Source organism: Microvirga soli (genome assembly GCF_016734765.1).
In the GTDB taxonomy this organism is placed as follows: domain Bacteria; phylum Pseudomonadota; class Alphaproteobacteria; order Rhizobiales; family Beijerinckiaceae; genus Microvirga; species Microvirga soli.
This window is the reverse complement of the sequence record NZ_JAERQE010000014.1, coordinates 115,254-127,301: the sequence shown is the minus strand read 5'-3', so window position 1 is coordinate 127,301 and position 12,048 is coordinate 115,254. Positions and strand designations below refer to the sequence as shown.

The window sequence follows — 12,048 nt, the reverse complement described above, 5'->3', positions numbered from 1 at the left end:
CGCAAGGTCGAGCGTAAGGACGGGGAGCTCTACAACGTGGAGTTCGCCACGATCCCGAACGTCAAGGATCCGGTCAAAGCCGCTAAGTCAAACTGATCACACCAGTCTAAGAAGCGCCGCTGAAGAGCGGCGCTTCCCATAAGTTTTTCGGAGAACGCGGTGCTCACCATTCTCTTCGATGGCATTGCCTACGGCATGCTGCTGTTCGTGCTGGCCTGCGGCTTGGCCGTCACGCTCGGCCTGATGAACTTCGTCAATCTCGCCCATGGTGCCTTCGCCATGGCGGGCGGTTACGTCACGGCCGTGCTGATGAACCGAATCGGCGTGCCTTTCCTGGCAACCCTGCCGCTCGCCTTCATCGTTCCGGCCATCCTTGGGCTGGTGCTTGAGAGAACGCTCTATAAGCGCCTCTACACCCGCAGCCATCTCGATCAGGTGCTGTTCTCCATCGGCCTCGTCTTCATGGCGGTCGCCGCCGTCGACTATAGTTTCGGCTCGCAGCAGCAGCTGATCCAGCTGCCGACATGGCTCCAGGGTCGCATCGATATTCTAGGCGTTCAGGTCGGCCTCTACCGCAGCTTCATCATCGTGATCTGCGGCGCCCTCGTGGTCGCCCTGCAGCTGATCCTCACCAAAACCCGCTTCGGCAGCCGCCTGAGGGCTGCGGTGGACGACCCACGGGTTGCGCGCGGGCTCGGCATCAATGTGAGCCTGATCTTCGCCACGACTTTCGCGTTCGGATCCGGGCTCGCGGGATTGGGTGGCGCGCTCGGCGCGGAAATCCTCGGGCTCGATCCGACCTTCCCGCTCAAGTTCATGATCTACTTCCTGATCGTCGTCACTGTCGGCGGCACAACCAGTATCACAGGCCCATTTCTGGCCTCGCTCCTGCTCGGCATCGCCGATGTGGCGGGCAAATACTATGTGCCGAGTGTCGGCGCCTTCGTCATCTACACGCTGATGATCGTCGTTCTCGTTCTGCGCCCGCAGGGGCTTTTTGAACGTGCGCGCTGATCCAACAGGACCTGAACTCATGTCGACGAACGTCGCCGATTATGTCAGAACCACCTTGGTCCGCAGAGGGCGATGGGGCATTGGCGAAATTGTCTTTTGGCTCATCGCAGCCGCGACCTTGTATTTCCTGCCTGAGCGGCATTTGATCCTGAACGAGATCGCGATCATCGGTCTGTTTGCTCTCTCCCTCGATCTCATTCTCGGCTATGCCGGCATCGTATCGCTCGGCCATGCAGCTTTCTTCGGGCTGGGGGCTTACACGGCTGGAATTCTGGCAAGAGATGGCATCGCAGATCCATTACTGGGATTGGGAGCCGCCGCCATCGCCGCCGCGATCTTGGGTTTCGTGACAAGCTTCCTCGTGCTGCGCGGGTCCGACCTCACCAAGCTGATGGTGACGCTGGGCGTGGCGCTCGTTCTCGGCGAAATCGCCAATCAAGCCTCCTGGCTCACAGGTGGTGCGGATGGTCTCCAGGGCATCACCATGGGCCCCATCCTCGGTCTGTTCGAGTTCGACATCTTCGGCACGACGGCTTACGCCTACAGCCTCACGGTGACCTTCCTGCTCTTCATCGTCGCGCGCAGGATCGTGGTCTCGCCCTACGGCCTTTCGCTGCGTTCGATCCGCGACAATCCCCTGAAGGCCCGCGCCGTCGGGATTCCGGTCAATCACCGCCTCGTGGCGGTTTACACGCTTGCGGCGGCTTATGCCGGTGTGGCGGGTGCGTTGCTGGCCCAAACCACTCAGTTTGTGTCGCTTGATGTTCTCGCCTTCCATCGCTCCGCCGACGTGATGCTGGTGCTTGTGATCGGCGGCGTCGGCTATCTCTATGGCGGGCTCATTGGAGCCATCGTGTTCAAGGTGCTGCAGGACGTGATCTCGGCGTGGACGCCACAATACTGGCAGTTCTGGATCGGCCTGATCTTGGTCATCATCGTGCTTGTAGGTCGTGAGCGCCTGACCGAGCGGGTGAGGGTGCTTTGGAAGGGCGCAGCAGGCCGCACGGCCAAGAGCCCTGAGACGCTGCAGAAAACATCTGCCCGGGAGGTATGACGTGACCATCGCTCTCGAAACCAAAGGTCTCGTCAAACGCTTCGGCGGCCTCGTCGCGACAGATAATGTGTCGTTCAAGCTGGAGCAGGGTGCCCGCCATGCGCTGATCGGCCCCAATGGCGCCGGCAAGACGACATTTATCAACCTGCTCACCGGTGTCATCAAACCGACGGCCGGGCAGATCTACCTGGAAGGTCAGGAGATCACAGGCCTTCGCCCCGAACTGCGGGTGCAGCGCGGCCTCGCACGCACCTTCCAGATCAACCAGCTCTTTCCCGCCATGACTCCGCTTGAGACCATCGGTCTAGCCGTGTCCGAGCGCACCGGCGGTGGACGCGACTGGTGGCGCGTAACGGGGAGCAAGCGGGAGATCATCGATGAGATCGTCGAGATCGCGCAACGCTTCCGCCTCACCGATGTGCTCGACGAGCGAACCTCCAATCTGGCCTATGGCAAGCAGCGGCTCCTGGAGATTGCTGTGGCCTTCGCCTGCAAACCCCGCGTGCTCCTGCTGGACGAGCCGGCCGCCGGCGTGCCGGAGGCGGAGCGGCACGAACTGCTTGCGACCGTGGCAGCGCTCCCGCGGGACGTTTCCGTTCTCCTGATCGAGCACGACATGGATCTGGTCTTCAGCTTTGCCGACCGCATTTCGGTGCTGGTCAACGGTGCGCTGTTCACGGAAGGCACCGTCGAGGAGGTTTCGACCGATCCGAGGGTTCGCGCCGTCTATCTCGGGGAGAGCGTCGATGAGTGATCTTCTCACCCTGCAGAAGGTATCCGCAGGTTACGGCGATGCGATCGTCGTCTCGAACATCGACCTTCACCTCAAGCCAGGTGAGTCCCTGGCCGTGCTCGGCCGCAACGGCACGGGCAAGACCACGCTTCTGAATACCATCATCGGAGTCACCCGTCATCGCGGCGGCTCGATCATGCTCGACGGTCAAAACCTGACGACGACGCGCTCCGACAAGCGCGCGCATGCGGGCATCGGCTGGGTTCCGCAGGAACGCAACATCTTCAAGTCACTGACCGTGGAGGAAAACCTCACGGCGATATCCCGTCCAGGGCCTTGGAACGTGAACCGTGTGTACGAGATGTTTCCGCGTCTCAAGGAGCGCCGAACCAATATGGGCAACCAGCTCTCCGGCGGAGAGCAGCAGATGCTGGCGGTGGCCCGTGCGCTGGTGCTCAATCCAAAGCTCCTGCTGCTGGACGAGCCGACGGAAGGCCTTGCACCCATCATCATCGAGGAACTGCTTGCCGCACTGACGCGAATCATTCGCGGAGAGGGCATGTCGGCCATCGTGGTCGAGCAGCATGCGAAGAAGATCCTTGGCGTGACCGACAACGCGCTCATCCTCGATCGCGGCACCATCGTTCATGCAAGCTCAAGCCGGTCTCTCATCGACGACCCGGCCGCTCTCGAACAGCACCTCGGCGTGACGGCAAAGAAGAAGCCGATGCGCGCCGTATCCCATTAGCCTGAAGAACCGGAGTATCGACCCATGCAACGCACCAAGCCACCTTTCCGCGCCGACATGGTCGGCAGCCTTCTGCGCACGGCAGCCCTCAAGGAAGCCCGTCACAAGCACCATGACGGGGAGATCTCGGACAAGGCTCTGAAAGAAGTCGAGGATCGTGAGATCCGGGCTCTCATCAAGCGCCAGGAGGAGATCGGCCTGCATGCGGTGACCGATGGCGAGTTCCGCCGCGCCTACTGGCATTTCGACTTCCTGGAGCATCTCGACGGCGTCACGTCGGTCGAGGCTGATTCCGGCATGAACTTCAAGGGTGGCGTCGGCATTGCGAAGGCTCTGCGCGTGACCGGCAAGGTTGGCTTCTCGGGCCAGCACCCGATGATCGACCACTTTCGCTTCGTGAAGGACAACACGGATCGGGTCGCCAAAATGACGATCCCTGGCCCGAGCATGCTGCATTACCGCGGTGGGCGGAAGATGATGAACATGGGCGTCTATCCCAATATGGATGACTTCTATGCCGATGTCGGCAAGGCCTACAATAAGGCCGTGCATGCCTTCTATGATGCCGGCTGCCGCTATCTTCAGCTCGACGACATCTCGTTTGCCTATCTCTGCGACCCCGATCAGCGCGAGATGCTGCGCCAGCGCGGCGACGATCCGGAAAAGCAGCCCGAGATCTATGCCAGCATGGTGCGCGAAGCCCTCAAGGACAAGCCGGACGACCTGACGATCACGATGCATCTGTGCCGCGGCAATTTCCGCTCCACCTTCATCGCGTCCGGGGGCTACGAGCCCGTAGCCGAGGTCCTGTTCAATCGCATGCCGGTCGACGGCTATTTCATGGAGTGGGACACGGATCGTGCCGGTGGCTTCGAGCCCCTGCGCTTCCTGCCGAAGGGCAAGTCCGTGATCCTGGGGCTCGTAACATCCAAGACCGGTATTCTCGAGAAGAAGGACGACATCAAGCGCCGCATCGACGAAGCCGCCAAGTATGTCGACCTCGACCAGCTCTGCCTCTCGCCGCAATGCGGCTTCGCCTCCACGGAGGAAGGCAATACGCTCGCCGAGGAGGAGCAGTGGGCCAAGCTGCGCATGATCGTCGAGATAGCCGAGGAGGTCTGGGGCAGCCCCGGCTCCGGCGCCAGGAAGGCAGCCTGATCATCAACTGGGAGCCTGGGTGCAAGACACTCCAGGCTCCCGCTTTGCAGGCTCACCGGATCAAAAGACATGACGACGCAAGATGAACCTGTGCTCGACCTTGCGCATCTCGGGCATCTCGAACTGCTGACGCCGAAGCCGGACGAGAGCCTCCGCTTCTTCGTCGACGTGCTCGGCATGACCGAGAGCGGCCGGCAGGGGGATTCGGTCTATCTTCGCGGCTGGGACGACTATGAGCGGCACTCGCTCAAGCTGACAGCGTCAAAAAAGCCCGGCATGGGCCACATGGCCTTTCGCGCACGCAGCCAGCCCGCGCTTGAGCGGCGGGTCGCGGCGCTCAAGGGCTCCGGCTATGACATCGGCTGGACCGACGGCGATCTGGGGCATGGCCCGGCCTTCCTCTGCCGCGATCCCGATGGGCATCAAATCGAACTCTATTACGAGACCGAATGGTACGTGGCTCCGCCCGAACTGAAACCTGCCCTGAAGAACCAGGCCCAGCGCTTCCCGGCCCGCGGCGTCAACGTGCGCCGTCTCGATCACCTGAATTGCCTAGCGTCCGACATCCGTGCGAACCGCATCTTCTATGAGGATTATCTCGGATGTCGCCTGACCGAGCAGATCATTCAGAATGATGGCAACGAGGCCGGCATGTGGATGACGCTTACCAACAAGAGCTATGACTTCGCCTTTACTCGTGATCACACGGGAGCCAAGGGGCGCTTTCACCATCTGACCTATGCCCTCGATAGCCGGGAAGATGTCTTGAGGGCCGCCGACATCTTCCTCGAAGCCGGTGTGCCCATCGAGTCCGGGCCGCACAAGCACGCGGTCCAGCAAACCTTCTTCCTCTACGTCTATGAGCCAGGAGGAAACCGCGTCGAGGTATGCAATGCGGGCGCCCGCCTCATCCTCGCACCGGACTGGAAACCGATCGTCTGGACCGAAGAGGAGCGCAAGAAGGGACAGGCCTGGGGGATGAAGACGGTCGAGTCGTTCCACACCTATGGCACGCCACCGGTTGAGGATGTGGACTGACGACCACGAGGTCATCTACGGGGCTGAAATCACCGCGCTGCCATGCCGCGACATGAACAGGTAGTAGCTGACCGGTGCCGCCTCCGGATTAGAGAAGCTGTAGGCGGAGGTCACATCGAAGCGCAGCGCGTCACCGGGCTCCATGTAGAATGTCTCGTCCCCGATTTTGACGACAAGCGGTCCGCTTGGAGAGAAGATGAGCTTGCGGGTCGGCACCGGATAGGGAGAGAGCAGGCCTGTCGATTGAAATCCGGGCAGAACATGTCGCACCAGTTCAATGTCGTCTCCCTCCGCCGGGGAAAAGACGGCCTCCCGTTCAAAGCCGGTCGATGGGTCGCGAAAGCGGCTTCGCCGCTGGGCCCGCTGCAGCTGAATAGCGGAAGACTGCGCCTGTTCGCCAAGCAATGCGGACAGGCTCACGTTGAGACACGTTGCGATGCGGACGAGAATCCCGACGGTCGGCATCTTCTCGCCGCGCTCGATCTTCGAGATCATGGCCCGGCTGACCTGGGCTCGTTGGGCCAGCATTTCCAAAGTCAGGCTTTGCGTTCGGCGAAGCTCTCGCAGGCGAGATCCAAGAACCGCCAGCAACTCCTCCCCGGATTCGCTGCCACCATCAGTTTCTTTGTTTATGGCAGGGGGTGTACGCATGGGGTCGAGCCTACCCGGTAAAACATGAGGTGAAGGTCCTTATGCTGCGAGGGCTTATCACTTGCAACCATCCTGGCTGTGAAGATGTAAGCGTGGGCCAGCCTTCATCACTTGCCCGTCGAGCGTGCGCTCAACCAGCTTCTCGGCCAAACGCGCCGCTTCGATCAGACGGGTGAGACTTAGACCTGTTTCGATGTCCATCTCATGGAGCATATGAACCATGTCTTCCGTGCAGACATTGCCTGCGGCCTGAGGCGCAAATGGGCATCCTCCCATCCCGCCGACGCTGCTCTCGAAGCGTCTGATCCCCTGCTGCAGCGCCACCATTACTCCCACCAGGCCCAGGCCTCGTGTGTTGTGGAAATGGAATGCCGGGTCGATCTCAGGCAGCTTGTGCTTCAGGGCTTCGGCGAGCGTCTGAACCTGGCGCGGCGTGGCCATTCCGGTGGTGTCGCAGAAGCTCACTCGTGAAATGCCGAGCTGCTGAATCCTATCCGCAAGCCCGATCACCTTCTCAACCGGCACGTTGCCTTCAAAGGGGCAGCCAAAAGCAACGGAAAGCGAAATATCGACCCGAACTCCGGCAGCATAGGCCGTTCTGACGATTTCATGCAACTCTGCCAAGGATTCGTCAGTGCTCCGGTTGAGATTGTGTGCCCCATGGGTGTCTGTGGCCGAGAGAACGAAAACAAGCACGTCAGCTTCTGCCGCTATGGCGCGCTCCGCGCCACGGATGTTGGGAATCAGTGCCTTAAGCTCCATTCCGGGCGTGCGGCCAAGCGCAGCAAGGAGCTCTGCTGCATCCGCCAGCTGCGGCACGCGTGTGGGTGAGACAAATGATGTCACCTCCAGACTGGTATGGCCGGCATCGATCAGCGCGCGGGCCAATGCCAACTTCTCGTGCGTGGAGAGAATTCGCTTTTCGATCTGCAGGCCATCGCGCAGGCCGACTTCGGTGATGAATACGCGATCAGGCAAGCGAGTCACGGCTTAGATCGTCCCATTCTGCGAAAGGCGATCCAACTGAGCTTCATTCATTCTCAGGAGGCCGCAATAGACTTCCCGATTGTGCTCCCCGACTGCAGGGCCGGCCCAGCGGACCTGACGTGACGCGGGGCCAAACATCGGCACGGTTCCAGGGTGCAGCACGCGGCCTAAATACGGGTCCTCCACCCACTGCACCATCCTGCGAGCGTTGTATTGCGCATCCTCTGCGATGTCCGCAGCCGTATAGACGCGGCTGGATGGTATATCGGCTTCGGCCAATATTGCGGCGATTGAGGATCCCACGATGCTCTCCCGTTTAGGCGACGGCAGGGCCACCCTCGCAAGGCGCCAAACCGTAACCTGCCTTCTTATGGTTCATTATTATGTATCAACATCTACCATGGTAGAATCCAGCTGAGCAATAGGAAAATCTCCTATAGTGGATTTTCTGGGTGTGACGTCCATGAGAGGCGACGCAAGGTGATTAACCCTAGGTTGTGGACCCACTCGAGTTGACGCCTGACGCTCACAAAGGGATCGTTGCGGGAGATAAGTCCTTCAGGGAAGATCCCAACGGTGAAGGCACCGTGACCAAGCTTGGGGGGCGTGAAGCTGCTTCAGACCCGGCTGAGCAACTGCTCCCGATCAGAAGGACAATCAGCTTAGATTGACGCTGGCTTTGCTGGGAGCATCAACAATAAAGGCCGCCGCATGAGCCCATGCGGCGGCCTAGCGGCAATAAAGTTTTACCGTCCCCAGCGCAGAACGACTGGATCGAGGCGCTTTGCAATTTCAATGAGACCTTTTCGGGTCTCCGGGTGCAGGGGCATCAGGGGACGTCGCACCGCGTCCGAGCGGATCACGCCACCTTCCTTCATCAATACCTTGGCAGCCGAGAGCCCACACTGCCTGTTCTCATAATTGATCAGAGGCAGCCAACGCTCGTAGGCCGCCGCCGCTTCTTCACGGTCGCCCGCAAAGTAGGGATCGATGATCTGGCGGATGCCGTCCGGATAGGCGCCGCCCGTCATCGCGCCCGTAGCACCAGCATCGAGGTCGGCCATCAGCGTGATGGCTTCTTCGCCGTCCCACGGCCCTTCGATGGCGTCGCCCCCAAGTGCGATCAGTTCGCGAAGTTTGTTCGCCGTGCCGGCCACTTCGATCTTGAAGTAGGACACATTGGCAATCTCCTGCGCCATGCGCGCGAGGAACGGCGCCGACAGGGACGTGCCGGCCATCGGCGCATCCTGGATCATGATCGGGATGCTGATCGCGTCGGAGACCTGGCGGAAGAATTCGGAGATGCCGGGTTCCGACACCCGCAGGGTCGCGCCGAAGAAGGGTGGCATTATCATGACCATCGCGGCGCCAGCGTCCTGCGCGCGCCGGCTGCGCTCGGCGCAGATCTCGGTCGAGAAGTGGCTGGTGGTGACGATGACCGGAACCCGGCCTGCGACATGCTCAAGCACTGTCGTCATCACGGCCTCGCGCTCCTCGTCGCGCAGCAGGAACTGCTCGGAGAAGTTCGCCAGGATGCAGAGGCCGTCGGAACCCGCATCGATCATGAAATCGATAGCGCGCTTCTGGCCTTCGAGATCAACGCGGCCGCTGTCGTCGAAGATGGTGGGAGCTACCGGAAACACGCCACGATAGGGGCGGTTGGAACTGCTGCCGGTTGCGGACATGGTCTCTTCCTTCATGATTGTGGTGCCGTTCTCTAGTGGTTGTCGCGCGGTACAGGCGAGCCGGTACGGCCCACCAGGAAATCCAGATCAACCCCTTTGTCAGCCTGCAGGACATGGTCGACATAAAGCTTGGCCCAGCCGCGCGTCGCGTGCGGCTCCGGCGCCACCCATGCAGCCCGCCTGCGCTCCATCTCGTCTGCTTCCACGTGAAGATGCAGGCTGCGGGCCGTCACATCAAGTGTGATCAGGTCACCGCTCTGCACCAGCGCCAGTGGTCCACCAGCGGCCGCTTCCGGTGCCACATGCAGCACCACGGTGCCGTAGGCGGTGCCCGACATACGCGCATCCGAGATGCGGATCATGTCACGGACCCCCTTTCTGAGCAGCTTCTGCGGCAGGGGCATGTTGCCGACTTCCGCCATGCCAGGGTAACCCTTCGGTCCGCAATTCTTGAGCACCATGATGCAGGTCTCGTCGATGTCGAGATCATCGTCATCGATGCGGTGATGCAGATCCTCAATCGTCTCAAACACGACCGCGCGACCCGTGTGCTGCATCAGTTCGGGCGAAGCGGCTGACGGCTTAATGACGGCGCCGTTCGGCGCCAGATTTCCCTTGAGGATAGCAATGCCGGCTTCCGGCTTGAATGGTTCCTCAAAGGAGGTGATCACCTCCCGATTCCAGCACGGCGCGTCCTTGACGTTGTCCCAGATCGGTCGGCCGTTGACGGTCAGCGCATCCTTGTGCAGCAGGCCGCGTTCGCCGAGCGTGCGCAACACCACCGGCAGGCCACCGGCGTAGTAGAAATCCTCCATCAGGAAACGGCCGGAGGGCATGAGGTCCACGAGGCAGTGGATGTCTCGCCCGAGCCGGTCGAAGTCGTCGAGGGTAAGATCGATGCCGACACGGCCGGCGATCGCCAGCAGATGCACCACAGCGTTGGTCGAGCCGCCGATGGCCGCGAGCGTGCGGATGGCGTTCTCGAACGCCTGTCGTGTCATGACCTTGGAGAGCACGAGATCCTCGTGCACCATCTCGACGATGCGCCGTCCGGCCATGCGGGCGAGCTGATTGCGGCGCGCGTCAGCAGCCGGGATGGCGGCATTCTCCGGCAGGCCGACACCGAGCGCCTCGACCATGGACGCCATGGTGGAGCCGGTGCCCATGGTCATGCAGTGTCCGGCCGAGCGGTTCATGCCACCCTCCGCCTCATGGAACTCCTCCAGCGTGACCTCTCCGGCACGGAGCTGCTCGCTCATGGAGATGATGTTGGTGCCCGAGCCGATGATCTTGCCGCGATAAACCCCGCGCAACTGCGGCCCGCCGGAGACCCCGATGGTGGGCAGGTCCGCAGAGGCTGCCCCCATGAGCAGGGCAGGGGTGGTCTTGTCGCAGCCCATGAGCAGGACGACACCGTCGAGCGGATGGGCGCGGATCGCCTCCTCCACATCCATGGCCGCGAGGTTGCGAAACAGCATGGCAGTGGGGCGCATGGTCACCTCGCCGAGCGAGGAGACGGGGAACTCGAGCGGGAAGCCGCCGGCATCGAGCACGCCATATTTCACATGCTCGGCAATGGTGCGGAAATGGGCGTTGCAGGGGGTGAGCTCGGACCAGGTGTTGCAGATCCCGATGACCGGACGGCCATCGAACTGGTCCTGGGGAAAGCCGCTGTTCTTGAGGAAGGAGCGGTAATAGAACCCCATCTTGTCCTGTCGTCCAAACCAGGCTTGGCTGCGAAGTTCGCGCTTCTTGTCTTCACTCATCGTGCTCGCCTTTGACACTGCCGCGCCATCCAGATGGGGCTAGGACCCCACGACTTTGGTTGTATAGGCGCTCTCATCAATTCATATAATACTACTAATAGGCAGCTGTTAAGGCTGCTAAAGTCGAAGAGCAACGACAAATTGAGGGAGAGAACGCATGAAGGCTCGTCATCTTCTGACGACAATCGGCATGGCTGCACTGATGCTGTCCTCGGGTGCCGCCTATGCCCAATCCAAAATGACCATCGGGTTCTCGCAGGTCGGGTCGGAATCCGGCTGGCGGGCTGCCGAGACCAAGGTCTCGAAAATCGAGGCCGATAAGCGGGGTGTCGACCTGAAGATCTCCGATGCACAGCAGAAACAGGAAAACCAGATCCGCGCCGTCAGGTCCTTCATCGCACAGGGCGTCGACGGAATCTTCATTGCGCCGGTGGTGTCCACGGGCTGGGACGCGGTTCTCAAAGAGGCCAAGGACGCCAAGATCCCCGTTGTCCTGCTCGACCGCTCCATCGAGACCAAAGACGATTCGCTCTATCTCACGGCCGTGACTTCCGACACCGTGTATGAGGGCAAGGTGGCCGGTGAGTGGCTGGCCAAGGAGACCGGCGGCAAGTGCAACGTGGTGGAACTGCAGGGCACCGTCGGGTCGAGCCCGGCGATCAACCGCAAGAAGGGGTTCGATCAGGTCATTGCCGCCAATCCCGGCATGAAGATCGTCCGTACCCAGTCCGGTGACTTCACCCGCACGAAGGGCAAGGAAGTCATGGAAAGCTTCATCAAGGCCGAAGGCGGCGGCAAGAACATCTGCGCCGTCTATGCGCACAACGACGACATGGCGATCGGCGCCATTCAGGCCATCAAGGAAGCGGGGCTGAAGCCCGGCAAGGACATCAAGATCGTGTCCATCGATGCCGTGCCAGACATCTTCAAGGCTATGGCTGATGGTGAAGCCAATGTGACCGTGGAACTGACCCCCAACATGGCAGGTCCGGCTTTCGATGCCCTGATGGCCTTCAAGAAGGACGGCAAGCAGCCGCCGAAGTGGATCCAGACGGAGTCCAAGGTCTATACGCCCGAGACCGCAAAGGCCGAGTACGACAAGCGCAAGGATCTCTACTAAGATCGTAAGGCATAAGCGGCAGCAGGCAGGTTTGCCTGCTGCCATATAGACCCGCCAAGCTTCGGCGGTTTTGCGCGTGTGCATGCGAGGGCGT

General features: G+C 61.1%; 12 protein-coding genes. 7 read left to right on the top strand and 5 right to left on the bottom strand.

All coding sequences use genetic code 11. The features are described 5' to 3' along the window. Window positions 1-159: 159 nt before the first annotated feature. The 6 genes from JKL45_RS14285 to JKL45_RS14260 all read left to right on the top strand — a co-directional run bounded on the left by JKL45_RS14285 (window position 160) and on the right by JKL45_RS14260 (window position 5,745). Window positions 160-1,014 (top strand): branched-chain amino acid ABC transporter permease, encoded by an 855-nt coding sequence (locus tag JKL45_RS14285; protein ID WP_201861910.1) that lies wholly within the window; start codon window positions 160-162, stop codon window positions 1,012-1,014. 19 nt (window positions 1,015-1,033) lie between these two features. Further along, complete coding sequence (locus JKL45_RS14280) at window positions 1,034-2,068, top strand: branched-chain amino acid ABC transporter permease (RefSeq protein ID WP_201861907.1); 1,035 nt, start codon at window positions 1,034-1,036, stop codon at window positions 2,066-2,068. A 1-nt stretch (window position 2,069) separates the two neighbouring features. Then, the gene (locus JKL45_RS14275; protein WP_201861906.1) at window positions 2,070-2,822 is read left to right on the top strand and encodes an ABC transporter ATP-binding protein; all 753 of its coding nucleotides are present in this window, start codon (window positions 2,070-2,072) and stop codon (window positions 2,820-2,822) included. Next, window positions 2,815-3,549, top strand: a complete 735-nt coding sequence (locus tag JKL45_RS14270; protein WP_201861904.1) for an ABC transporter ATP-binding protein — start codon at window positions 2,815-2,817, stop codon at window positions 3,547-3,549. The genes JKL45_RS14275 and JKL45_RS14270 overlap by 8 nt, the downstream gene beginning before the upstream one ends. Window positions 3,550-3,573: 24 nt before the next feature. Further along, on the top strand, window positions 3,574-4,707 hold the full coding sequence (locus JKL45_RS14265; protein WP_201861903.1) for a 5-methyltetrahydropteroyltriglutamate--homocysteine S-methyltransferase: 1,134 nt from the start codon (window positions 3,574-3,576) through the stop codon (window positions 4,705-4,707). Window positions 4,708-4,776: 69 nt separating this feature from the next. After that, complete coding sequence (locus JKL45_RS14260) at window positions 4,777-5,745, top strand: catechol 2,3-dioxygenase (protein WP_201861902.1); 969 nt, start codon at window positions 4,777-4,779, stop codon at window positions 5,743-5,745. 15 nt (window positions 5,746-5,760) lie between these two features. On the opposite strand, the gene JKL45_RS14255 is transcribed toward JKL45_RS14260, so the two are convergent. The 5 genes from JKL45_RS14255 to JKL45_RS14235 all read right to left on the bottom strand — a co-directional run bounded on the left by JKL45_RS14255 (window position 5,761) and on the right by JKL45_RS14235 (window position 10,834). Beyond that, window positions 5,761-6,396, bottom strand: a complete 636-nt coding sequence (locus tag JKL45_RS14255; protein WP_201861901.1) for a helix-turn-helix domain-containing protein — start codon at window positions 6,394-6,396, stop codon at window positions 5,761-5,763. 57 nt (window positions 6,397-6,453) lie between these two features. Next, window positions 6,454-7,383 (bottom strand): hydroxymethylglutaryl-CoA lyase, encoded by a 930-nt coding sequence (locus JKL45_RS14250; RefSeq protein WP_201861900.1) that lies wholly within the window; start codon window positions 7,381-7,383, stop codon window positions 6,454-6,456. A gap of 3 nt (window positions 7,384-7,386) precedes the next feature. After that, entirely contained in the window at window positions 7,387-7,686 is a 300-nt protein-coding gene (locus tag JKL45_RS14245) for a CoA transferase (protein ID WP_312896963.1), read from the bottom strand. A gap of 443 nt (window positions 7,687-8,129) precedes the next feature. Further along, window positions 8,130-9,068, bottom strand: coding sequence for a dihydrodipicolinate synthase family protein (locus JKL45_RS14240; RefSeq protein ID WP_201861897.1), 939 nt, complete (start codon window positions 9,066-9,068; stop codon window positions 8,130-8,132). A 32-nt stretch (window positions 9,069-9,100) separates the two neighbouring features. Beyond that, complete coding sequence (locus tag JKL45_RS14235) at window positions 9,101-10,834, bottom strand: IlvD/Edd family dehydratase (protein ID WP_201861894.1); 1,734 nt, start codon at window positions 10,832-10,834, stop codon at window positions 9,101-9,103. Between the two features lie 157 nt (window positions 10,835-10,991). Between JKL45_RS14235 and ytfQ the strand changes: the two genes are divergently transcribed. Beyond that, complete coding sequence (gene ytfQ / locus JKL45_RS14230; RefSeq protein ID WP_201861892.1) at window positions 10,992-11,954, top strand: galactofuranose ABC transporter, galactofuranose-binding protein YtfQ; 963 nt, start codon at window positions 10,992-10,994, stop codon at window positions 11,952-11,954. The last annotated feature ends 94 nt before the right edge of the window (window positions 11,955-12,048 follow it).